Here is an 18,311-nt window from a genome sequence, read left to right as displayed (position 1 = left end):
AAAAGTTTTTGATATCCCCCTACCCTATCAAACTTCTTAACTTCTTCTGTATATTGAACTTCTCTGTCCTAACGTCATACAGCTTATGGACTTTCTGGTGGCATTTCTCACACAATGAAATCAAATTACTTCTTACTAAAGCTAATCGATTATTTTCTTCTAAAGGAATAATATGATGTACTGTGTTCATTGGTTTAACCTTGTTCTCACTCCAACATAGTTGACACAACCCATTGTCTCTATCCTTTACCCTTGCTCTAGTTACTCGCCAAGGCTTTGAGTTATAGAACTTCTGGTTGTCCGTATCCGTTCGCTTCGCCTTGTAATCTCTGTGCCTTTGTTTCCTTCTTTCTTCAGTAACAACAGCACACTCCTCGCACATACCTTGTTCCATCGGTACTGTCTTACCACACTTACATATCTTCAGTAACATGATTACTATCCACAATCAATCCATTTATAATATGATCGATAAGGTTGTTGTAGTGGAAGTGTTTATATTCACTAAATTCGAGACTTGTTACACCTGACAATTCATGTTTACCTTTAACCACAGTGTACCTTACAAATACTGTTTCTATCTGACTAAAAACCTTCGTGGAATTGTTTGTAAGTACATCTATTGTTTCAAAGCCAATGTTGTTAATTACTACTTTCATCCTTATCTCACTCCTCTTAATCTCGATTTATCAATCACCCATGTCTTACCTATCTTCTTTGCAACAATCTTTCCTTCAGCGCATAAGTTCTTAACATGACCAGATGATACATTGAGAATAGATGCAGCTTCATTTACACCGATTACATTGTGTAAGAATGTATTCACCTCCTCACTCCTTATATTTGTTTTTATAAAACACACCAGCAATCTTCATGGTTACTAACGCTGGCCAAACAGGTGTGAAGATTCCAATGACTAAGAGCATTACTACAATAGTAATTGCTTCTTGTTTAGTATCACCCTCTTCTTCTTTTAACATCTTACGTAAAGCTGGTTGCATACCAAAAGAAACATATATCATACCTACAATTAAATAACCTAATAACCACAACATCATATATTCTTCCGCATTTTATCTGCCATATTGTTAGACACTACCTTCTGAGCAATAGATAGATAGCAAGACGTACATATCTTTCTTTCTTCACCATAACGAAGGTCTTTGATAATATGGATAGCTTTATCTTTATGACACCATTCGCATTCATAATGATCCTGTAACTCTTTCTCCTTAGCAAGTGCAATCTGAGATTTCCCAGACGGTTCAACCTTAGTAATAGCTTCAGCTATTTGCTTTCCATTTAGAAAGAGAGGAACTTCTATTTCAATCGAATCATTATTATTAGTAAACCTACCAATAACCTTTTCCAACTTCTCTAATGCGGCCACACATTCATTAGCAACTTCAGTTACTTCCTTCATTTGTTTTAACGCTTCAGATGTATTAGTTTCAGTATCTATATTAATCTTTAATTTATTATTAGCCATCTACAATTCCCTCCGCGGCTTTCTTTAATCGCTCTATCTTTTCTTGCGCATCTTTGGGAAGATCGTTCATTTTAGCGCTTAATTCCTTTTTTAAATGATCAATCGTGTTGATTACACCTTCAATTCTCATAGATAATTCGTTAATCACTTTTTGTTGATCTCGATTCACACTATCTAAATCATTAACTGTTTTTTCTAATTGATTGATTCTTTCCGCAAGATATTGATTATCCATCCCTCATCCTCCTCCAAAATAAAAAGCACCCGAATGGATGCTTTGTTATCATTTATTGATTTGCATTTTGATTACGGTATGTGAAGTTTTATTCTTCTTTCAGCTAACAACCACGACAGACACCATCGGAAAACTTATCAGGTTATCCTAATTCTGTCTACCTAGGATGTTGTTAGCTCAAAGAAGAGCAAAAGCTCTCCTTAATAATGGTATCATTCAATCGTTACCATCTGCTGGTTTCGGATTTAATTTGCTACCATTACGGAATCGTTTAAACAACATATAAATTATAAAGGAATCTTTATGAGTTGTGTTTTCCGCCACTTCTCACAATACAAATATATCACGTAAATTCCAAAACAACCGGCACATTTCCTGCCAAAAAGCGGTCACGACTCTGCCACTTATTTTTCCCTATCAATATCCTGACCTACTCTTTGCAACTGTTTTACCCAAATCAGTAGTTTTTGGCAACTACTTACTCCTCCTGTTTTTCCTCTAATGACTTACCCATATCTTGTATTGTGTGTAACTGACCCCTTCGCCAAACCCCTTGATATCATTGATTTTGTTTCACTTTCTCTTTTGAGTTACACAGTACGAAATTTATGAGTAACTGTATAGATTTAAAAAGAAAAGCAATGCTTAGATTTTAAATCTAGTCATTGCTTTATCCATTGCATCTTGGTTTACACCTATATAACGTAACGTGACCTTCTCTGACGAGTGATTGAATATCTCCATAAGTAATGCTATGTTTTTCGTTTGCATGTACATATGATACCCGTACGTCTTTCTCAGTGTATGTGTTCCTATTTCATCTAGCCCAAACTCTGCCGCTGCTCCGCTTAATATCTTATATGCCATACTACGACCAATTGGACGATTTTTACCTTGTCTACTTTGCAATAAATACTCATTATCTTCTCTTTCTTCAATAAACCATTTAAGTTCTCTTTTCAATGCTGCAGTAATTTGTATTCGTTTCTGTTTCCCTGTTTTCTTTTCTCTCATAGATATATGACTACCTTTGACATCTCCTACCTTCAATTTCAAAATGTCCGAGATTCTCAGGCCTGTATTAATTCCCATAATGAAGAGAATGTAATTACGTAAGCTCTTTTCCTTAAAATAATCTTTTAGCTGCTGTATTTGCTCCGGATCACGTATCGGTTGAACAAAATTCATTATTCATTACCTCCCGTTTCTTCTGTCTCGTAAACTTCTAATCCAAGTGCAAAAGCAAGCTTATAAAATGCTTTAGACTTCCAACGGCGATAAGTACGCTCTGACATCCCTATTTCGTTATAAACCATGTAATCACATACGTCCTCTTCTTCTAAATAACGTTTATAAATAATATCTCTTTGTATACTTCCTGCACGTCCGTTTCCTAATCGATTTAGAAACTGATCAATACGTACTGACATTCTTTCAAGCCACTCTTCTCGTTTACTTTGTTGAATATTTGCTATAGCAACATCTTCTAATGGTTTTCCAACTGTATGTGTAGGACCATGCTCACGTACTTCATAAGAAGGAGTGACTTTCATTTCTTTACGCATCATCCCAAATTGTCTATGTATACGTACGCTTTCCAACACACCTTCTAATTCCTCTTGTGTCGCTGTTCTATCAATTTTTGGTAAGAAAGATAATTGTTTAGTCATGTAAGACCACTCCTTTTTATTTTTAGATTACTTTTGTCTTATTGCTCCACGTCTTCGTTCATAACAAGGTCTATGCATGCCCATTAAATCTTCAATATCACGAGTGCTAAATTTCTCTTTTCGTTTTTTCTTCTTTTTCTTCTTTGCTTTATTTGTTTGCTTTTTCCATTCACGCAATTGATCTCTTAACCCCTTCATTTCCCCATCTCCCTTTTCAAAATAAAGAGGACACCTATTCCTAAAACAGCTTTAATTACTGCTTTAATGAATTGGTGTCCTCTAGTTTTCTAGCCGGACTATATTCTGTTTGCTTTACTTTAAAAGGATTATTTTATTAAGTTTTGATTGTCATATACATTTCCTATTACTTCGAATGACACTGCACTCATTCTCAAATCTTCATCCTCATCTCCATCTGGATCTTTGTAGTAAAACATAGCGTCCTTTTCGTGCCAATCAACTCTGTAGACTAAATCGTTATGACATTTGACAATATCACCTTCGTAAATTGCCTTGCCGTTCTTATCTTCTACGCCTGTATATTGACCAACTGTTTCAGCTTCAACTCGAACATCACCCTCTAATTGGCTTTGGACTATAAATGGAACTGACTCCCAAAGACCTAGCATGCCATCAAACATATAACCATCAACATAATAACCATAATGCCACTTCCCTCTTTCATCTCTTCCACGACATTTAATTTTTCTCATTTTCTTGTTCCTCCCCTGAATAAAACTCAATATTCCGTCAATACTGTAGACAACCCATTAAGTTACTTTCTCCTTGTTCCCCCTTGGAGATGAGCAGTTAGCTTTTGCTAGCTGCTCTTTTATGTTAGTGACGAATCAATTAGTAATGTTGTATTCTTACGCTCATTAAATTCTTTTGTTATTTCTTCAATCGTTAAATATCCTGCTACTGAAATTGACGATTCAATATATCTGTTTAATGCTTGCTCTCTTGTTATTTCTGTAGGTTCTCCCTCTTCTTCTATTTCCTTAATGCTTTCTCCAGCAACTTCTTCTACATAAACCTCGATAGCTTTATCTTCATCCTCTGCTGCAACCATTGCCCAATATCCATGTTTATCAAACTCAAAGTATTTCATATCAATTCCCCCTCTTTAATAGGCTTCATGCTCTTGATTATTTCTTTTACATGTTGCACTAACTCTTCACGATCCATTTTTGTGTAACCTTTTATTTTGTTATGTCTACAAACTGATTTAAGTTGTTTTAACGGCCACTTTTCTACTGGTGGAATACTAACGATTACAGTTTGGTCATTCATACCTATATCCATATCCATTCTCCTTTTCTACAAAATGAAATTTTTGTTCAGTTTTCTTTAACTTCAATTTCCTCTGCTACATCTTCTAGTACGCTAGCTAGATAATAAGCATCATCTACATAATCTGTATGGATCGTAAATGTATTAGCTTTTGTAACAATCGTTACTTTACCTTTTCTCATTCTTTCTTCATTAAATCCCGTTTCATTAACCGTAATTTCCATCTTTCATTCTCCTTTTCTACTAAAATGAAGTTTTTATTCGATTTCTGCACTTATACCATCTTCGCTTAGAAACTCACATAATATTTCTAAGTCTCCACTCGCTACAACCATTTCCCATGCTTCACCTTCAAATCCATACTCCTCTGAAAGAACATTTACAGCATGTTCAAAATTCGTAAAACTAAGTTCTCCGTAATTTATAACCAAACTTCGAACGTTATCCGGTTCTTCCGTTTGTTCCAGTTTTAGCTCATCGATAGTTATGTCTTTTTCAACTAGCACCTCTTCTTCGACATATCCATCACGAACGCGATCAGCTGCTTGTTCTAATGTTTCCGCTTCTACAATTCCCTCATACACCTTAGTTTCCGTATACGTTACAGTAAATGTTTTCATCATTCATTCTCCTTTTCTAATAAAATAGCGTTTTTGTTCAGTTTTTATCTTTTTCCAACTGTTCTTTCGCTCTATTAACTACCCACTTCAACTCCTGTTCATTTAGATTCTTACAATGAACATTATCTCTATAGTTATCTGTTATTTCCCCGCTTTGCATATCAAAAGACAACCAAATTGCAGCAATTTCTAATCCCATTTCATAGTAGCCTATGATTATTCACCTCTAACCAAATTACGATTTTATGAAAAAGCTTGCTTAATTCTGGCATCAATAAAATTCCGATCATTACCCCAGCAATAAGCTTCATAGCATTTAATTTCTTCTAATAAACACTCTAATTCCTCAACACGACCAATTACCTTATCAAGCAATTGCATCATATCTAATTCATTTGTTAACTCTTCTTGAAGTGCTTTCCATTTACTCCTTTGGCGAAAATGAATATTCCATGCTTGCTGCGGAGTAAATCCCATACCCATTAATTCCTTTACTATATCTGGTAGCTCGGATTCAAAACTGAAACTTGTTTTTTGCGGGATTTCTACACTATGCTTGCTTTCGAACTTAAAATTAAACTCAACACCCTTTACTTCCGCCACTTTCATCGGCTTACCATCTTTTTCGATGAAAAAAATAGCATCTTTAATATCTGTAAGTGTATGATCCATATTGTTTTATCCTTTCAAATAACGAATTTATTTGGTCTCTTCACATTTACAATCGTGTAACCACTCATCACACTTCCTGCATTCACACTCACAGTTTTCTAATTTCTCATCACATCTAGAGCAATAATCTATGACTTCATAAATCACTTGTTTCCCTCCTTACTAAGTTCCTTAATAGTCCGAATCATCCAAGCAAAACTGTTCGCTTCAACTACTATGCTCTTCCCTTGTACTAAACTAGCGTCACATATCAGGTGTAGTTTTTCGATTGTTGTCATTTCCTTTTGCTCAATTACTTTCTCCCAGCCCATTTTGTCTCCCCCTATCAAATAAAGATTTTGTTATATTTCACCTTCGTGCTTTTTTATAATGTTTAGAACTTCCTCTGCATACGGCTCGTCTTGATTAACCACATAATATTTAGGTTGTGGGTTACGCCCTTGTTTCTCCCTTTCGCACTCTATCTTTCGTGAAATCCCCTCTAAAATATCCCTTTCGTTCGCGGATGTCATTTTTAAAATATCATCGAATTTTAAAACTAAAAATTTCACTTATTGCCACCTCCTTTTCGATTAATTAAGAAATTTTGTTTAAACTAATGTTCCATCAATTAACAACGGAAGGTTTTCGCATTGATCAAACATTTTAATCCATTCTGAAATATCATCCCTACCCATTACATCTAAATACTTTGATAGTGCCTGTTCACGCGTGATCTCTACTGGTAAACCTTCTTCCTCTACTTCCTTGATGCTTTCCCCAGCTACAATTTCAACATATAGCTCGATTGCTTTTTCTTCCCCACCATCTTTAACTGCCATCAAAGCGTAATAATCATGTTTATCAAACTCAAAATATCTCATTATTATTTTCCCCTCTCGTTTAAAATAAGAATTTTGTTATAAATTAACGATTAACTACTTCGATATTAACTATCTGGCCAAATGTAGGATATTCCTTAATTTCTTTTAGCCATTCGCTGATTTTTGAATCTAACTTTTTCTGAAGTAGGTCTATTTCATCTTGGCTAGGTTTAGATAACCAGCTTTCTGAAACTTCTCCACATGCCTCATACGCATTTACAGTAACTTGATCAATAACATCTTCTGCACTAACATATGGCACATAATCACTTATCTGTCCGATTGAAAAGTTATCTCCATAAGGAACTCCATCATATTTTTCAAGTTCATTCATTTCTTCCTTCGCTGCCTCAATCGCCTCTTCTTTAGTAGCAAAGCGATCACTTGTCCAAATTTCATTGCCAGTAAGGTTGTACATCCATTCCATCTCTCATTCTCCCTTTCGTGTTAAAATAACTATTTTGTACTAATTGACTCCCAATCAAATGTTTCTAATATATTCAACAATCGTTCCACTTTTGGCGCCCGCCATGCCGTCATAGCGTATGTGTGGACCTTGCTTGTGTAATGATGTTTGTTTAACTCTATGTGCTTCTTAGCTTCCGCTTTAGTTAAGAACATCGTATTTTCAACAATGAATGCTTCTTCCTTTTCGTATACTAAATGGCAATCTTCATCGATGTTTTCTTTAATCCACTCAACTAGGTCGTATTCAGAAGCGTATTCTTGCAATTCTTTTAAGTCTTCAATCTGTTCTTCAGTAAGTTCATGTTCAATTTCATCGTTAATAATTTCTTTTACGTATTCATCGACAATTACAGCTTCACAATCGTTAACAAAGTATAATGATGTTCTTTCGTGGTACCCTTCTGCAGTTACAACCCATTTATAATCCATTAAAGTCCAAAAGCGTGGTGATGCTTGGCAATCGATTTCCTGTGTTTTTAATTCCTGCTGCAATTCCTTTAAAAATTGAATGTCCTTATTCATTTCCCGATTCCCCCAGTTTTTTTATTCCATCGTTTACACTTTTCAATTGCTCTTCGAACATTTTTATCATCGATCTTCTCATGCGTTCGGTATTAGTAGGATATAAAACGTGATCTTCTATATCCTCGATTTTATCTTCCAATCTCTTTTTCTCTTTATTTAACGTGTATAGAGCGTGATTGTATGCCATATCTATCCACCTTTTCGATTAAAATAATGCTTTGGTTAAAGCTTTATAGGATTGTTTCTTTTGATAGGTTTAGTCGAATATGTAATCTCAACTTCTCTTGAATACTCAATTTCAGAACCGCACATACTACAATCAATTTTGTCATTGTCTTGCGAACGCTCCCAGGCATCTACATCCTTCTCGCCACAATAAGGGCATGTTAAATGTTCTTCATATTCGACATCTTCTGGTTTAGACTGTAATTGTATTTCTCTAACACCGATCAAATTATTTTTTGGGTATTTTGCGCAAACGTGATAAACTTTACCATCTATCATAATGTTAGTGCTTATCGCCAAATCACAATCTACTACTTTTATAACTTCCGCTTCTTTATTCTCATCGAACCATAGTTCCATATCGTATTTAACGATTGTGTATGCCATCTCTAATTCCCCTTTTCGATTAAAATAACGCTTTTGTTTGATTCTCATCCGCCCATATTAGGATTGATGCATTCCCACATATAATTATCAAATTCAATCTCTACGTTCTTAATAATCTCGCCTTTATGAATCTCAACATCTTGGTTGAATTCCATCCCTTTCTCAAACGCATAAATTTTTATATCCACGTTGTACTCTTTAGACAAGGTTGCTAATGGTGCTGCATCTATGCCCCAAGCCGCCTTATAATCTTCCAGTACGCATATTTCTAATTTATCTTCATCATCTTCAAAATAATGTTGAATGTTACTCTCTATAAAATTCCGACGTGTTCCTTTAATATGAAAAGCATTTTCTGACTTGATGAAGATTTCATACTCATCTTCCTCTACGATCTTTTCCACAGGCGTTTGTTCAAAGAATCCGTTTGGAATAGGAGTTAGTGCTTCCAATAAAAACTTTCTAACATCCTCTTTTGCTCCTCTAACTTTAAAAGTACCTTCACACCAATTTGGCATATCTCTCATTCTCCTTTTCTAATAAAATTCAAATTTTGTCTTAATATCCGTTATCCTGGCGCTGGTGGTTCACTTCATTCTTTTTGTAATAACCTTGTTCAATTTCTTCAAATGTGAATCCTAATTTCTTACCTAACCCTAAAAACGAGTACAATAATTCTTCATAAAGCTCAATATCTTGAGTTGCACGAAATTCCGATATACCTTCATATACATTGTTAAATTGATTGACTAACGTACTTGCCGTATAGACGTTTGCATTATGTTCTAATAATTTCAGGCTATATTCATTAGGATTAAATCCGATGCCATTCCCTAGTGAAGCTATAAAATGAAATCCATCTACATACTCCATTAAAATAACTTCTTTTTCACTAGGTCCTTTATTGCTCCAATGCTTAAAGCATCTTGTTTCATTTGCAAGTTCTCCAATTTCCACCTGTAAAGCAAGGATCATATTGTAAAATAAATTTTGTCCTTCCAATCCATGCTCCTTAATGATTCTTGTATCTAATACCTTTTGCATTCCGAATATTTTAGTTAAGTTCATTTTGATTTCCCCTTCCTATTTAGCAAATTCCTAATCCTATCGGACGATTTGTTATTAATTCCTGATCAGCTTGGTCTATCACAAGGAGCGCAACCTCCGCTTGGTGCCTCCTTAACGCTTTTGCCATCTTTGGCAAGCTCATACCTTGTTTCCACATTTCACGAAAACGAATTACATCTCTTTCATCCCAAATAAAGTTAGCTTCCTCTAAAGCGATGTAAATTTTTAATCTTGATTCCTTCATCGCTTCATGATTACTTGCTACGCTCATAAGCGAACCTACTTTCTAAAAATGATTATTTTATCTTTTCAGTAAACTTAGTATCCACTCGATCCACTTTACCGTTAACCCATACTGCGACTTGCTCACCAAATCCACTGATTGGCGGGTTAACTGCCGTAACATTCCCGTCCTTGACTATATAAAGTTTGTTGCTGCTAACATCAATTTCTATTTTTTTCATATGTCCCTCTCCCTTTTACTACCGCATGTACTCGACAACATCAGGTTTGAATCCACTTCCTAAGTAAATCCTTACCGGAATTATTTCTTTTTTATCCCTTGCTGCCTTACACAATTCTTCAGCCGTATCCCAATTGAAAAACTTATCTACAGCCCTTTGAAATCTCCAAATTGCCATTACATATTGTTCAAAGATGTCATAACGATCATCTTGTTTAGTTGTGCGTGGTAATTCATCCGTACCCTTTGCATTTCTTGGAACTTGGACGCGTACATCAGCGTATGTATTGCGTCCAGTTCCTTTCTTAACATTGGCCTTCATTACATCGAACTGACAAATTTCCGGTTCTACATCGAAAATATTTAATTGTTTAGGCATTTACAATCCCACTCTTCTCAATAGCGCCCAGCAACTCACTTGCACCTTCCTTACTTAAAAACATCCGACCCTCTAGCAACTCTATGTTTGATTCAGAAACTTCACCCGTTACAAAGCATGACTTATCCTGTTTTTTTAAAACGATGTTTTCCCCTTCAACATGAAATCCTAATGCTGTACCTTCAACAATTCCTAAATTTCTGCGTAACTCTACTGGAATTACCACACGCCCTAGCTCGTCCACTTTTCTTGAAACACCTGTGTTTTTCATAACTTTCTCCCCCTTTTTAGCTAACTTTTTGTTGTTGATTCCGTTTCAACTCTTGTTTCATTGATTCAAATTTGATTAACCATGCTTGCCAACGCTTATCGTTTTCTTCTTGCTGCTGCTTTGCTACCTCACAGTTACACCCTTCCGTTAGAGCTACACCTGGATAAATTTCTTTACGAATAATTCCTTTATCACGACATAATACACACATGCTTATTCCTCCTTTTTGAAGTTTCGCAAACTGTAATTTTCACCGTTCATTTTCAACACTTGAGTATCTTCCATAATCCGACTAAACTCACGCTCTCCGTACATTCCTGCTAACTCCATAACTCCAAAGTTTGTTGTAAATAAGTTTGTTCTGCCTAGCCTACGCTCTAGAATGTCCTTGGTTTTCGTTTTCTTCCAAGTAACTCCCTCAGCATCTTTTTCCGTAAACTCGGCTCCAAAATCATCTAATACAAGTACATCCACATTTGCGAGAATAGACATTAGCTTGTCCTCTGTTAACTCGCTATTTTTATTCCAGGTAGATGTTATTTTTGTGAAGAGAGCGTTCATTTCTATAAACATTGCGCTATAGCCTTTTCTCATAATTTCTTTTGTAGCCGCTACACATAAATGACTCTTTCCAACTCTATAGTCACCCGTAATTACAATGCTTTCTGACTTGTTAGGTTCAAAGTTTCTAGCAAAATCCATCATTACTTCTTTAGCATTTGCTAATTCCTGTGTAGGTGGTGCGTAACTATCAAATGTTGCTTTTTTCAATTTAGGATTAATAAGGCTGTTATCTGAAAACGAATCGTATAAATGAATAATTTCGTTTTTCTTTTTAATAGCCAATGTTTCTTTTGCAAGTTGCTGGTCCTCTTGCTCTACCGATCTACATTGTGGACAAAACTCTTCATTTGTTTTTGTATCTATAAGTAAGCGTTTATTACAAACGTCTTTAATTTTGTCTTTACCGACCAAGAAAACATTTGTACATCTATTAGGAGACAACACATAACTTTGAGCAAATTTACTCAAAATCGTATTTTTCGATGAAGCTACTGTTTTTCCTAACGCTTGCATTGTTTTTCTCTCCTTTTTTACCTTTGTTTTTAAACTCTATTTCTGCTGCATTAACATCAGCTAAAGTACGAATGTTTTTATTAACCCACTGTTTTAAAATGCCCTCAGCATAATTCCATTTCTTCTGCTGTTTCAAAGCACGCTCCATAGCTGCTTGTACAAGTTCTTCGCTTGTATCGTTTACCCATTGTGAAATACTTTCGGCTATGAATGAATTTAAAATGCCGAAATTATTTTCGTAAAAAGAGAAGATGCTACTACTACTTTGTATATTAGTATTTTGTTTATTAGTACTTAGTAAATTATTAGTACTTAGTAGTGTTTGATTTTCTATATATGGATTCTCCACATGTGGAATGTCCATTTGTGGATTTTCTACATATGGGTTTTCCTCTTGTGGCACTTCATAAACGATTGTTTCCCATTTAATAATTTTTCCTTTTTCATCTTTTACAGGGAACCTTTTTACATAACCGTACTTTTTAAGTTCCTTCATTCCTGAATATAAGCTACTAATTTTATCCTTCGCGTGTGTCGCTATTTCTTCCATGTAAAATACCCACTCATCTGGTAATGATAAAATATAAGCCAATATTCCTTTCGCTTTCCAACTTAAACGTTCGTCACGAAGACCTGTATTATTAATGGTTGTGTAATTTTTACTTTTATTAACTCGAAACGTTGCCATTTATTTACCTCCTCGTACAAACTGCCACATATGCTTGCCCACTTTTGATAATTCGTTGAATTTCATAATGCGGATAACCAACCTTGAAATACTGATCAATCATCTTCTTTAATTGATCTTGACTATCTGCTAAGTCCCAAAACTTATTAGGTAATAGCACTTGATATTCGATTGAATTCATATACTATTTCCCTACTTTCCGTGGTATACTTATAACAACTTGTTTTTCTTAAAGGACCCACTGCTATGGGTCTTTTTATTTTGTTCTACATCACTCCAAGCCCAACGTTTTATCGGCTCGTAAGTAATGTAAAGCGACCACGCACTGCATGCGATAAACATTGCGAATAAAGCTAGCGATGTTGTATCTTCCATCATGCTGACACCCCCTTTTCTATCCAATTAAAGAATGCATCCCTGGGAACTACTTTCTTTCTCCCAATTTTCACTAAAGGAAAACCCTTTTGATCCATAATGCCGTAAGCTGTTCTTTTCGCTACTCCTAATATTTCTTCTACGTGTTTTACGTTTAACATAAGCGGATAATCGTTCGCGCTATCATTAGTGACTGGAATGCTATCTAACTTTTCTACAGTTGTTTGTCTTTCATCTTCTTTATTGAAGCGAAGTAACTCAATAGCCTCCCAAAATTCTTCATCCCTCCATCCCTTTTGGGCTGAAAACTTTGTAAGTGATAATGCTATTTGAACTGTTGAATTTCTCATGATTCTTCATCCTCTCCCTCTTTGTCGTCATTTTGACGACTTTCATTCAAAAAAATTTCTTCAATAGTTACGCCTAGACTTTCAGCTAATTTGGGTATTTTATCGGCGTTTAGTTTACGCTGACCATTTTCGATATAAGAAATAGCTGAAGAACCGCTAAAGCCAAGCATTCTTGCTAATTCTCCTTGAGTTATTTTCTTTTCTTTACGTATATGACGTATTCTCATGCCTATAGACAAATGTTTCACCTCCAAGTCGTCGTTTTGACGATTTGTTATTTTCATTATATGTCGTCATTCTGAAGAAGTAAACATGTTTTTTGTCATTTTGTTATATTTTTTTTATCAAATTGATAAAAAACAGTGTAAAGTCGTCAGAAAGTATATATACTGTAATTAACAACAATTCGAATGTAATGTAACTCACACATAGAAATTTATTTATAAAGGGGAATAAATTTATGACTCTAGGAGAAAGATTGAGAGCCTGTCGTGAAAAAAGCGGCTATACACAAACGTATATAACTGAAAAACTAGAAATACACCGTGGGACTCTTTCTAGTTACGAATCCGGGAGACGAAAACCAGATTATGATACTTTATCTAAACTAGCTGATATTTATAAAGTATCTGTAGATTTTCTATTAGGAAGATCCACTGACGAAAGATTAACCGCAGAACAGGATAAACAAGCAACCGCAATGGGGAAAAAGATTGAACAACTGATCTCTAAATTATCAGAAGAAGAACAGAAAAAAGCTTGGGAACAATTAGAAATGTATGTACAATATCAACAAAACAAAGAACAAAAATAAAAAAAGCTAACCTCTGTGGTTAGTCTTTTTTTATTTTAAATAAACCGTCTAGTAAGTGTTCTAATTGTTCCTCAGTATTGGGAGTGTTTCCCTCTAATAACAACTTAATTGCCGCTTCTTTTGCTACTTGCTCTTTTACCATTATAATTTCCCCCTACACCCTCTGTATATTTTGTTTGTAATTTAATAATTTTTAGAGTTTCTCTTTATAGCAAATTATAATAACCGTTAGTTCTTTATAAAAATGACGTTTGGAAAAAAATAGGTGTCGGTTTTTTTGCCGTCAATAAAAAACCTACAGTCCCTAAAAAGTACGAAAGACGCTGCGATTTACGCAACGTCTCTTTTTTCATTGTTATTTTAATTTTTAAGAACCACCTGGTTCAACCATCATATATTGTACTTCATGTTTAGATAATTGGCTTTTACTATCCTTTGTTGCTCCACTAACATTTAAAGTTAAAGTCATTACAGTCAGAATAGATAATACTACCATACTAGCTTTTTTCATATTCATCCCACTCTTTCAACTATACTAGCTAACGTTCGTCTCACCGCGTTAGCATAATGATAATTACCAACACGCTCAAAACGTCTCAAAGATTCCCTTAATCCCAGTATATCATTGTTAATTCTGGAAATATAGTACATTGTGAATGGAGAATCCATTTTTCTTTCTGCAGCTAACTGTTTAAATATTTTTAATGCTTTATTTTTGTCGCCATATAATCCTTCGAAATATCCTATTTCAGATGTATCAAGGTATTCAAATTTTATTTTATCAAGATTAAATCCATTATCTATATAAAGAAAGGCTAAAGTAGATTGGAATGATTTATATTTTCGACTTTCTCTTCCTATGCCATTGTCCTCTAAATACTTTATGCAATCCAATAAATACTTTTCTGATTTTAATACATCCAAGAACATATAACTTTCTCCCATACAGCACAATGCAGTTGCTTTGGTTATTGGGACTTCCATTTCGTTATCTAATATTTTACGGCATTTCTCTCTACATATTTCTAATTTATCATCAAATAAATTCACATAGGCCATACGTTCATTAAAATACATACTAAGCCAATTTCTTATAAATCCATCCTTAATCTCTACTAAATTTTTCTCTACCTTATCTAAATATGGATTCATTGCCCTTATATTAAAAATATCATGCATCGACAATGCATACAGAATATTAATAACTACTTGGCATTCTGGATCATTGGGAAATACCTTTTTATTAATCTCATCCAATAAAGGCTGTCCACGTTTTTTATCCTGATTTCTTTTATTAAACAATTTGTACGCTTTCAAATATTTATTTAACAACTTACAATTACTATGTTTATTAACTAAATAATCTATTACTTCATATTCTCCAGTTCCTTGGCAATAACACAAAGCCTTCCTAACGTTTAGATTCTTTTTACATAGTGTAATAAATTGTCTGATTATCTTATTTCTTTCTTTAACATCTCTGTATATTTCAGATACCACACACAAAAAATTCTCGAATTTCATTTCTGCTGTTTTTCCAGTGATCGCATCATTTATCACTACACGATCTACTCCGGTTTTTCTTTCTAAGTCAGGAAACGTTAATTCTTCTTTTTTTATTCGCTCCTTTATTAGTTTCATTAAACTCTTCACTAGAAACACTTCCTTTTCCCGAACACGGACACCACCTAACAATTCAAAAAAGTTGGAAACAAAATACGAGAAGAGAATATTTATTTTTTATGTTATACTTAGTTGTGACTCGTATGTAGCAAAGTGTTTCCTAAGTACTGGTTAGGGAACGGTTCAAGAGAACGTTTAGCAGACACCTCTTGAACACGCTCATATGGGTCTTTTTTCGTTCATTTTTAGTTACTTCCATACTATCACGAATTTTAAAAATTTTAATAAAATAATTGTTAATCAAATGTTGAGAAAGTTTTTTTATCGCTATAAATCAAGATTTAGTTACATATGCAATTTTTCATATCGTTATTTTTATACTTTATAGATATAATACCACAAAAAGCGAACCTTTGTTCTGTTTTTTTCACAATAAGAGATTGAATTATTATCAACAATGACAATTTGAGTAAGAAAGCTATTTATTCTCTTTTTTATTTGTTCATTCGACATAATATGACAAGTTATTAATATTTTGTTTGCTATGCTAACTTCAGAAATCTTACATTTTATATTTTTGGAGGATTAAGAATGAAAATTTCTAATAAAATGTTTATTTTAATTAGTATAGGGATAATAATCCTACTCTTTATTAGAGGACTCTATAATAGCATTAAGCTTGGAGACTCAGAATTTGGAATAGGATATGTTTTTGGACAAGCTGTAGGAGGAACTTTAGCCTGGTTCAGTATTATTGCGCTTATAGCTGCATTAGTTTTTCTAATTATAGGATTCATTAATAAGAAGAAAAACAATGAGACAAAACCATTATTCGTAAGATCTGCAATATCTTTCGGAACATCTATTGTTTCTTTTGTAGTGCTATTCGTAATTATTTTTATTACAATGGGGATCGAAAATGATCATAAGGCCGTTGCTCTGGAACAGAAAAAAGAAAGCGAATATCTAATGGCAGCCGCGAATTTTTATAACGACATCGATTCTTTTGAATGGTTCTCAACAACTGTGTTATCAGGCTATTCAACTACATGGTCTGAGGCAATTAACAATAGAAAAGATTTTAATGTGGAGATAATATCAAAAAAAACAGAGTCTGATAAAATGATTAAACATGCTGAACTATTGTACTCAGAGATGGGACAACAACTGAAAGTTATCTCTAAAGCTGCAAAAGAACAACCTGAACAATATAAGGAACTTTACGATGAATATAAAAAGATATATAGCATCGTAACGGCACTTAATGAGCAAGTGAACTCTCCAACTGGTAGTTTAATCTCATTTAATCAAAATGTTAATTCTTTACTACAGGAATACAAAAAAGCAAAAGGGAATATTGATATTGCCATTACTGAAGATATAAAAAACAAATCTGAGCAAATTAAAGAAGCGAACAATAGTACATCAAATGATAATGATTTAACAAAATACTGATTTTGTACCAATAAAAAAAGCCCACAAATTATGTGGGCTCAGAAGTATGGATACATATATTTTACCACATAGACACTCGAATGGGTGTCTATTTCCTTTTTCTAATACTGGAATTATTTGTGCTATTCGAATACTATTAGTTCAAGGAGGTATGGATAATGAAAGGATATTTTAGAAAACGCGGTGAAAAATGGTCATTTACAATTGATATTGGAAGAGATCCTCTTACTGGAAAAAGAAAACAAAAAACAGTATCAGGCTTTAAAACAAAGAAAGAAGCCGAAAGAGCATGTAATGAACTTATTCATCAGTTTAATACTGGGAGTCTAGTTGATGATAAAAATCTTACTCTCAGTGAATATTTACAGGAGTGGCTTGAAAACACAGCTAAGCAACGAGTGAGAGATTCTACATTCATTAATTATAGAAGAGCTGTGAACAGTAGGATTATTCCTGTAGTTGGTTCGCATAAACTGAAAGATTTAAAACCTCTACATGGACAAAGATTTGTTAAATCGCTAATCGATGACGAATTATCTCCTAAATATATTGAGTATATTTTTATCGTTTTAAAAGGTGCATTAGAAGATGCTGTTAAATGGGAACTTTTATATAAAAATCCGTTTGAACATGTAGAAATCCCTCGCCCACGAAAAGTGGTCAATAATACGTGGTCAATTGAGGAGACGAAAACCTTCTTAACATACGCTAAATTTGACAATCCTATTTACTATCATTTATTTTTACTTGCGCTTAATACCGGTATGCGTAGAGGTGAATTGCTAGGCTTAAAGTGGAAAAATGTAGATTTAGTTGAAGGTAAGGTTAGTGTGACTGAAACTCTAATTTACGATGAATTAGGATTTCGATATACAGAACCGAAAACATCGGGTTCTAAACGCTTAATTTCCATTGATCAAAGCTTATGTAAAGAGTTAAAAAGTTATAAAGCAAAACAAAATGAATTTAAATTAGCTATCGGTAAAGCTTATGAAGATAATGACTTAGTTTTCAGTAGAGAAGATGGTAGACCAATCTATCCAAGAACATTAACTACTGTCTTTGAAAGGTTTATAAAAACAGCACAAGTGCCTAAAATTAGATTCCATGACTTACGACATACTCATGCCACACTTCTTCTTAAATTAGGTATTAATCCGAAAATCGTAAGTGAACGATTAGGACATAATTCCATTAAGACCACATTGGACACCTATAGTCATGTTACATTAGATATGCAAGAAAGTGCCACTATAGCGCTAAGTGAGGCGTTAAAATCATAAAAAAATTGTTGATGTGGT

At 34.1% G+C, this 18,311-nt stretch carries 41 protein-coding genes; 3 read left to right on the top strand and 38 right to left on the bottom strand.

Going from position 1 to position 18,311, the window contains the following annotated elements; genetic code table 11:
* Window positions 1–19 precede the first annotated feature (19 nt).
* The 36 genes from ACXKY9_RS02490 to ACXKY9_RS02315 form a co-directional block, all read right to left on the bottom strand.
* On the bottom strand, window positions 20–382 hold the full coding sequence (locus ACXKY9_RS02490) for an HNH endonuclease (protein ID WP_228161156.1): 363 nt from the start codon (window positions 380–382) through the stop codon (window positions 20–22).
* A gap of 31 nt (window positions 383–413) precedes the next feature.
* The gene (locus ACXKY9_RS02485) at window positions 414–554 is read right to left on the bottom strand and encodes a hypothetical protein (RefSeq protein ID WP_228522936.1); all 141 of its coding nucleotides are present in this window, start codon (window positions 552–554) and stop codon (window positions 414–416) included.
* A gap of 107 nt (window positions 555–661) precedes the next feature.
* Window positions 662–826, bottom strand: coding sequence for a helix-turn-helix domain-containing protein (locus ACXKY9_RS02480; protein WP_001091354.1), 165 nt, complete (start codon window positions 824–826; stop codon window positions 662–664).
* Between the two features lie 4 nt (window positions 827–830).
* Window positions 831–1,055, bottom strand: a complete 225-nt coding sequence (locus tag ACXKY9_RS02475) for a hypothetical protein (protein WP_000964495.1) — start codon at window positions 1,053–1,055, stop codon at window positions 831–833.
* Complete coding sequence (locus tag ACXKY9_RS02470) at window positions 1,055–1,489, bottom strand: hypothetical protein (RefSeq protein ID WP_000002735.1); 435 nt, start codon at window positions 1,487–1,489, stop codon at window positions 1,055–1,057. Before ACXKY9_RS02470 ends, ACXKY9_RS02475 begins: the two co-directional genes overlap by 1 nt.
* Complete coding sequence (locus ACXKY9_RS02465; RefSeq protein WP_000370222.1) at window positions 1,482–1,724, bottom strand: hypothetical protein; 243 nt, start codon at window positions 1,722–1,724, stop codon at window positions 1,482–1,484. The genes ACXKY9_RS02470 and ACXKY9_RS02465 overlap by 8 nt, the downstream gene beginning before the upstream one ends.
* A 645-nt stretch (window positions 1,725–2,369) precedes the next feature.
* A complete protein-coding gene (locus ACXKY9_RS02460) occupies window positions 2,370–2,912 on the bottom strand; it encodes a site-specific integrase (RefSeq protein WP_016090301.1) in 543 nt (180 codons plus the stop codon).
* Entirely contained in the window at window positions 2,912–3,394 is a 483-nt protein-coding gene (locus ACXKY9_RS02455; RefSeq protein WP_000166188.1) for an ArpU family phage packaging/lysis transcriptional regulator, read from the bottom strand. Before ACXKY9_RS02455 ends, ACXKY9_RS02460 begins: the two co-directional genes overlap by 1 nt.
* Before the next feature lie 27 nt (window positions 3,395–3,421).
* Window positions 3,422–3,592, bottom strand: a complete 171-nt coding sequence (locus ACXKY9_RS02450; RefSeq protein WP_000677456.1) for a hypothetical protein — start codon at window positions 3,590–3,592, stop codon at window positions 3,422–3,424.
* 128 nt (window positions 3,593–3,720) lie between these two features.
* Complete coding sequence (locus tag ACXKY9_RS02445) at window positions 3,721–4,107, bottom strand: YopX family protein (protein WP_001226456.1); 387 nt, start codon at window positions 4,105–4,107, stop codon at window positions 3,721–3,723.
* 119 nt (window positions 4,108–4,226) lie between these two features.
* The gene (locus ACXKY9_RS02440) at window positions 4,227–4,505 is read right to left on the bottom strand and encodes a hypothetical protein (RefSeq protein ID WP_000873130.1); all 279 of its coding nucleotides are present in this window, start codon (window positions 4,503–4,505) and stop codon (window positions 4,227–4,229) included.
* On the bottom strand, window positions 4,502–4,699 hold the full coding sequence (locus tag ACXKY9_RS02435; protein WP_000351065.1) for a hypothetical protein: 198 nt from the start codon (window positions 4,697–4,699) through the stop codon (window positions 4,502–4,504). The genes ACXKY9_RS02440 and ACXKY9_RS02435 overlap by 4 nt, the downstream gene beginning before the upstream one ends.
* Before the next feature lie 35 nt (window positions 4,700–4,734).
* Window positions 4,735–4,911: a hypothetical protein gene (locus tag ACXKY9_RS02430; protein WP_000406974.1), complete on the bottom strand. Its 177-nt coding sequence runs from the start codon at window positions 4,909–4,911 to the stop codon at window positions 4,735–4,737.
* A 33-nt stretch (window positions 4,912–4,944) separates the two neighbouring features.
* The gene (locus tag ACXKY9_RS02425; protein WP_071686402.1) at window positions 4,945–5,154 is read right to left on the bottom strand and encodes a hypothetical protein; all 210 of its coding nucleotides are present in this window, start codon (window positions 5,152–5,154) and stop codon (window positions 4,945–4,947) included.
* Window positions 5,155–5,344: 190 nt separating this feature from the next.
* Entirely contained in the window at window positions 5,345–5,506 is a 162-nt protein-coding gene (locus ACXKY9_RS02420; RefSeq protein WP_002134063.1) for a hypothetical protein, read from the bottom strand.
* A gap of 44 nt (window positions 5,507–5,550) precedes the next feature.
* Window positions 5,551–5,979 carry a hypothetical protein gene (locus tag ACXKY9_RS02415; protein WP_000350118.1) on the bottom strand — a complete coding sequence of 143 codons (429 nt, stop codon included), beginning with the start codon at window positions 5,977–5,979 and terminating at the stop codon, window positions 5,551–5,553.
* Between the two features lie 143 nt (window positions 5,980–6,122).
* Window positions 6,123–6,290, bottom strand: coding sequence for a hypothetical protein (locus ACXKY9_RS02410; protein WP_000539656.1), 168 nt, complete (start codon window positions 6,288–6,290; stop codon window positions 6,123–6,125).
* Between the two features lie 30 nt (window positions 6,291–6,320).
* Window positions 6,321–6,530 (bottom strand): hypothetical protein, encoded by a 210-nt coding sequence (locus tag ACXKY9_RS02405; protein ID WP_000670920.1) that lies wholly within the window; start codon window positions 6,528–6,530, stop codon window positions 6,321–6,323.
* Window positions 6,531–6,569: 39 nt separating this feature from the next.
* On the bottom strand, window positions 6,570–6,842 hold the full coding sequence (locus ACXKY9_RS02400; protein WP_001268380.1) for a hypothetical protein: 273 nt from the start codon (window positions 6,840–6,842) through the stop codon (window positions 6,570–6,572).
* Between the two features lie 43 nt (window positions 6,843–6,885).
* Window positions 6,886–7,269 carry a hypothetical protein gene (locus ACXKY9_RS02395; RefSeq protein WP_000455138.1) on the bottom strand — a complete coding sequence of 128 codons (384 nt, stop codon included), beginning with the start codon at window positions 7,267–7,269 and terminating at the stop codon, window positions 6,886–6,888.
* A gap of 29 nt (window positions 7,270–7,298) precedes the next feature.
* Window positions 7,299–7,832 (bottom strand): hypothetical protein, encoded by a 534-nt coding sequence (locus tag ACXKY9_RS02390; RefSeq protein WP_001030635.1) that lies wholly within the window; start codon window positions 7,830–7,832, stop codon window positions 7,299–7,301.
* Entirely contained in the window at window positions 7,825–8,022 is a 198-nt protein-coding gene (locus ACXKY9_RS02385; RefSeq protein ID WP_000323893.1) for a hypothetical protein, read from the bottom strand. The genes ACXKY9_RS02390 and ACXKY9_RS02385 overlap by 8 nt, the downstream gene beginning before the upstream one ends.
* A gap of 35 nt (window positions 8,023–8,057) precedes the next feature.
* Window positions 8,058–8,495: a hypothetical protein gene (locus ACXKY9_RS02380; protein WP_002134064.1), complete on the bottom strand. Its 438-nt coding sequence runs from the start codon at window positions 8,493–8,495 to the stop codon at window positions 8,058–8,060.
* Window positions 8,492–8,965, bottom strand: a complete 474-nt coding sequence (locus ACXKY9_RS02375; RefSeq protein WP_001134294.1) for a hypothetical protein — start codon at window positions 8,963–8,965, stop codon at window positions 8,492–8,494. Before ACXKY9_RS02375 ends, ACXKY9_RS02380 begins: the two co-directional genes overlap by 4 nt.
* A gap of 40 nt (window positions 8,966–9,005) precedes the next feature.
* On the bottom strand, window positions 9,006–9,515 hold the full coding sequence (locus ACXKY9_RS02370; RefSeq protein WP_001054607.1) for a dUTP diphosphatase: 510 nt from the start codon (window positions 9,513–9,515) through the stop codon (window positions 9,006–9,008).
* Between the two features lie 19 nt (window positions 9,516–9,534).
* The gene (locus ACXKY9_RS02365; protein ID WP_000109543.1) at window positions 9,535–9,786 is read right to left on the bottom strand and encodes a hypothetical protein; all 252 of its coding nucleotides are present in this window, start codon (window positions 9,784–9,786) and stop codon (window positions 9,535–9,537) included.
* A gap of 25 nt (window positions 9,787–9,811) precedes the next feature.
* Window positions 9,812–9,979 (bottom strand): DUF3954 domain-containing protein, encoded by a 168-nt coding sequence (locus tag ACXKY9_RS02360; protein ID WP_000717829.1) that lies wholly within the window; start codon window positions 9,977–9,979, stop codon window positions 9,812–9,814.
* A gap of 18 nt (window positions 9,980–9,997) precedes the next feature.
* Window positions 9,998–10,357, bottom strand: coding sequence for a hypothetical protein (locus ACXKY9_RS02355; protein WP_001125972.1), 360 nt, complete (start codon window positions 10,355–10,357; stop codon window positions 9,998–10,000).
* On the bottom strand, window positions 10,350–10,628 hold the full coding sequence (locus tag ACXKY9_RS02350; protein WP_000799098.1) for an AbrB/MazE/SpoVT family DNA-binding domain-containing protein: 279 nt from the start codon (window positions 10,626–10,628) through the stop codon (window positions 10,350–10,352). The genes ACXKY9_RS02355 and ACXKY9_RS02350 overlap by 8 nt, the downstream gene beginning before the upstream one ends.
* Before the next feature lie 16 nt (window positions 10,629–10,644).
* Entirely contained in the window at window positions 10,645–10,839 is a 195-nt protein-coding gene (locus ACXKY9_RS02345; protein WP_000337984.1) for a hypothetical protein, read from the bottom strand.
* A gap of 2 nt (window positions 10,840–10,841) precedes the next feature.
* The gene (locus ACXKY9_RS02340) at window positions 10,842–11,705 is read right to left on the bottom strand and encodes an ATP-binding protein (RefSeq protein ID WP_001148230.1); all 864 of its coding nucleotides are present in this window, start codon (window positions 11,703–11,705) and stop codon (window positions 10,842–10,844) included.
* Window positions 11,653–12,393 (bottom strand): DnaD domain protein, encoded by a 741-nt coding sequence (locus ACXKY9_RS02335; RefSeq protein WP_000190244.1) that lies wholly within the window; start codon window positions 12,391–12,393, stop codon window positions 11,653–11,655. The genes ACXKY9_RS02340 and ACXKY9_RS02335 overlap by 53 nt, the downstream gene beginning before the upstream one ends.
* A gap of 4 nt (window positions 12,394–12,397) precedes the next feature.
* The gene (locus ACXKY9_RS02330; protein ID WP_001084331.1) at window positions 12,398–12,574 is read right to left on the bottom strand and encodes a hypothetical protein; all 177 of its coding nucleotides are present in this window, start codon (window positions 12,572–12,574) and stop codon (window positions 12,398–12,400) included.
* A gap of 29 nt (window positions 12,575–12,603) precedes the next feature.
* Window positions 12,604–12,771, bottom strand: coding sequence for a hypothetical protein (locus ACXKY9_RS02325; protein WP_000969632.1), 168 nt, complete (start codon window positions 12,769–12,771; stop codon window positions 12,604–12,606).
* Window positions 12,768–13,118: a helix-turn-helix domain-containing protein gene (locus ACXKY9_RS02320; RefSeq protein WP_001246222.1), complete on the bottom strand. Its 351-nt coding sequence runs from the start codon at window positions 13,116–13,118 to the stop codon at window positions 12,768–12,770. Before ACXKY9_RS02320 ends, ACXKY9_RS02325 begins: the two co-directional genes overlap by 4 nt.
* Window positions 13,115–13,366, bottom strand: a complete 252-nt coding sequence (locus ACXKY9_RS02315) for a helix-turn-helix domain-containing protein (RefSeq protein WP_228244385.1) — start codon at window positions 13,364–13,366, stop codon at window positions 13,115–13,117. Before ACXKY9_RS02315 ends, ACXKY9_RS02320 begins: the two co-directional genes overlap by 4 nt.
* 212 nt (window positions 13,367–13,578) lie before the next feature.
* Here ACXKY9_RS02315 and ACXKY9_RS02310 point away from each other — a divergent pair, with 212 nt between their 5' ends.
* Entirely contained in the window at window positions 13,579–13,932 is a 354-nt protein-coding gene (locus tag ACXKY9_RS02310) for a helix-turn-helix domain-containing protein (protein WP_000172107.1), read from the top strand.
* A 19-nt stretch (window positions 13,933–13,951) separates the two neighbouring features.
* On the opposite strand, the gene ACXKY9_RS02305 is transcribed toward ACXKY9_RS02310, so the two are convergent.
* Window positions 13,952–14,074 (bottom strand): hypothetical protein, encoded by a 123-nt coding sequence (locus ACXKY9_RS02305; protein WP_000237930.1) that lies wholly within the window; start codon window positions 14,072–14,074, stop codon window positions 13,952–13,954.
* 371 nt (window positions 14,075–14,445) lie between these two features.
* Window positions 14,446–15,585 carry an AimR family lysis-lysogeny pheromone receptor gene (locus ACXKY9_RS02300; protein WP_000838797.1) on the bottom strand — a complete coding sequence of 380 codons (1,140 nt, stop codon included), beginning with the start codon at window positions 15,583–15,585 and terminating at the stop codon, window positions 14,446–14,448.
* 561 nt (window positions 15,586–16,146) lie between these two features.
* On the opposite strand from ACXKY9_RS02300, the gene ACXKY9_RS02295 reads away from it, so the two are divergent.
* A complete protein-coding gene (locus ACXKY9_RS02295) occupies window positions 16,147–17,010 on the top strand; it encodes a hypothetical protein (RefSeq protein ID WP_000703672.1) in 864 nt (287 codons plus the stop codon).
* Between the two features lie 158 nt (window positions 17,011–17,168).
* Window positions 17,169–18,293, top strand: a complete 1,125-nt coding sequence (locus ACXKY9_RS02290) for a tyrosine-type recombinase/integrase (RefSeq protein WP_000679465.1) — start codon at window positions 17,169–17,171, stop codon at window positions 18,291–18,293.
* The last annotated feature ends 18 nt before the right edge of the window (window positions 18,294–18,311 follow it).

This window comes from Bacillus sp. 2175, from assembly GCF_057812155.1.
This window is presented reverse-complemented; position numbering and strand designations above follow the sequence as displayed.

What these genes read in the sequence shown, in the direction of transcription:
- ACXKY9_RS02490 (WP_228161156.1), bottom strand. Translation starts at nt 382, where the DNA reads ATGTGCGAGGAGTGTGCTGTTGTTACTGAAGAAAGAAGGAAACAAAGG.
- ACXKY9_RS02475 (WP_000964495.1), bottom strand. Translation starts at nt 1,055, where the DNA reads ATGTTGTGGTTATTAGGTTATTTAATTGTAGGTATGATATATGTTTCT.
- ACXKY9_RS02470 (WP_000002735.1), bottom strand. Translation starts at nt 1,489, where the DNA reads ATGGCTAATAATAAATTAAAGATTAATATAGATACTGAAACTAATACA.
- ACXKY9_RS02465 (WP_000370222.1), bottom strand. Translation starts at nt 1,724, where the DNA reads ATGGATAATCAATATCTTGCGGAAAGAATCAATCAATTAGAAAAAACA.
- ACXKY9_RS02460 (WP_016090301.1), bottom strand. Translation starts at nt 2,912, where the DNA reads ATGAATTTTGTTCAACCGATACGTGATCCGGAGCAAATACAGCAGCTA.
- ACXKY9_RS02455 (WP_000166188.1), bottom strand. Translation starts at nt 3,394, where the DNA reads ATGACTAAACAATTATCTTTCTTACCAAAAATTGATAGAACAGCGACA.
- ACXKY9_RS02450 (WP_000677456.1), bottom strand. Translation starts at nt 3,592, where the DNA reads ATGAAGGGGTTAAGAGATCAATTGCGTGAATGGAAAAAGCAAACAAAT.
- ACXKY9_RS02445 (WP_001226456.1), bottom strand. Translation starts at nt 4,107, where the DNA reads ATGAGAAAAATTAAATGTCGTGGAAGAGATGAAAGAGGGAAGTGGCAT.
- ACXKY9_RS02440 (WP_000873130.1), bottom strand. Translation starts at nt 4,505, where the DNA reads ATGAAATACTTTGAGTTTGATAAACATGGATATTGGGCAATGGTTGCA.
- ACXKY9_RS02435 (WP_000351065.1), bottom strand. Translation starts at nt 4,699, where the DNA reads ATGGATATAGGTATGAATGACCAAACTGTAATCGTTAGTATTCCACCA.
- ACXKY9_RS02430 (WP_000406974.1), bottom strand. Translation starts at nt 4,911, where the DNA reads ATGGAAATTACGGTTAATGAAACGGGATTTAATGAAGAAAGAATGAGA.
- ACXKY9_RS02420 (WP_002134063.1), bottom strand. Translation starts at nt 5,506, where the DNA reads ATGGGATTAGAAATTGCTGCAATTTGGTTGTCTTTTGATATGCAAAGC.
- ACXKY9_RS02415 (WP_000350118.1), bottom strand. Translation starts at nt 5,979, where the DNA reads ATGGATCATACACTTACAGATATTAAAGATGCTATTTTTTTCATCGAA.
- ACXKY9_RS02410 (WP_000539656.1), bottom strand. Translation starts at nt 6,290, where the DNA reads ATGGGCTGGGAGAAAGTAATTGAGCAAAAGGAAATGACAACAATCGAA.
- ACXKY9_RS02400 (WP_001268380.1), bottom strand. Translation starts at nt 6,842, where the DNA reads ATGAGATATTTTGAGTTTGATAAACATGATTATTACGCTTTGATGGCA.
- ACXKY9_RS02395 (WP_000455138.1), bottom strand. Translation starts at nt 7,269, where the DNA reads ATGGAATGGATGTACAACCTTACTGGCAATGAAATTTGGACAAGTGAT.
- ACXKY9_RS02390 (WP_001030635.1), bottom strand. Translation starts at nt 7,832, where the DNA reads ATGAATAAGGACATTCAATTTTTAAAGGAATTGCAGCAGGAATTAAAA.
- ACXKY9_RS02385 (WP_000323893.1), bottom strand. Translation starts at nt 8,022, where the DNA reads ATGGCATACAATCACGCTCTATACACGTTAAATAAAGAGAAAAAGAGA.
- ACXKY9_RS02380 (WP_002134064.1), bottom strand. Translation starts at nt 8,495, where the DNA reads ATGAGAATCAAACAAAAGCGTTATTTTAATCGAAAAGGGGAATTAGAG.
- ACXKY9_RS02375 (WP_001134294.1), bottom strand. Translation starts at nt 8,965, where the DNA reads ATGCCAAATTGGTGTGAAGGTACTTTTAAAGTTAGAGGAGCAAAAGAG.
- ACXKY9_RS02370 (WP_001054607.1), bottom strand. Translation starts at nt 9,515, where the DNA reads ATGAACTTAACTAAAATATTCGGAATGCAAAAGGTATTAGATACAAGA.
- ACXKY9_RS02365 (WP_000109543.1), bottom strand. Translation starts at nt 9,786, where the DNA reads ATGAGCGTAGCAAGTAATCATGAAGCGATGAAGGAATCAAGATTAAAA.
- ACXKY9_RS02360 (WP_000717829.1), bottom strand. Translation starts at nt 9,979, where the DNA reads ATGAAAAAAATAGAAATTGATGTTAGCAGCAACAAACTTTATATAGTC.
- ACXKY9_RS02355 (WP_001125972.1), bottom strand. Translation starts at nt 10,357, where the DNA reads ATGCCTAAACAATTAAATATTTTCGATGTAGAACCGGAAATTTGTCAG.
- ACXKY9_RS02350 (WP_000799098.1), bottom strand. Translation starts at nt 10,628, where the DNA reads ATGAAAAACACAGGTGTTTCAAGAAAAGTGGACGAGCTAGGGCGTGTG.
- ACXKY9_RS02345 (WP_000337984.1), bottom strand. Translation starts at nt 10,839, where the DNA reads ATGTGTGTATTATGTCGTGATAAAGGAATTATTCGTAAAGAAATTTAT.
- ACXKY9_RS02340 (WP_001148230.1), bottom strand. Translation starts at nt 11,705, where the DNA reads ATGCAAGCGTTAGGAAAAACAGTAGCTTCATCGAAAAATACGATTTTG.
- ACXKY9_RS02335 (WP_000190244.1), bottom strand. Translation starts at nt 12,393, where the DNA reads ATGGCAACGTTTCGAGTTAATAAAAGTAAAAATTACACAACCATTAAT.
- ACXKY9_RS02330 (WP_001084331.1), bottom strand. Translation starts at nt 12,574, where the DNA reads ATGAATTCAATCGAATATCAAGTGCTATTACCTAATAAGTTTTGGGAC.
- ACXKY9_RS02325 (WP_000969632.1), bottom strand. Translation starts at nt 12,771, where the DNA reads ATGATGGAAGATACAACATCGCTAGCTTTATTCGCAATGTTTATCGCA.
- ACXKY9_RS02320 (WP_001246222.1), bottom strand. Translation starts at nt 13,118, where the DNA reads ATGAGAAATTCAACAGTTCAAATAGCATTATCACTTACAAAGTTTTCA.
- ACXKY9_RS02310 (WP_000172107.1), top strand. Translation starts at nt 13,579, where the DNA reads ATGACTCTAGGAGAAAGATTGAGAGCCTGTCGTGAAAAAAGCGGCTAT.
- ACXKY9_RS02305 (WP_000237930.1), bottom strand. Translation starts at nt 14,074, where the DNA reads ATGGTAAAAGAGCAAGTAGCAAAAGAAGCGGCAATTAAGTTGTTATTA.
- ACXKY9_RS02295 (WP_000703672.1), top strand. Translation starts at nt 16,147, where the DNA reads ATGAAAATTTCTAATAAAATGTTTATTTTAATTAGTATAGGGATAATA.
- ACXKY9_RS02290 (WP_000679465.1), top strand. Translation starts at nt 17,169, where the DNA reads ATGAAAGGATATTTTAGAAAACGCGGTGAAAAATGGTCATTTACAATT.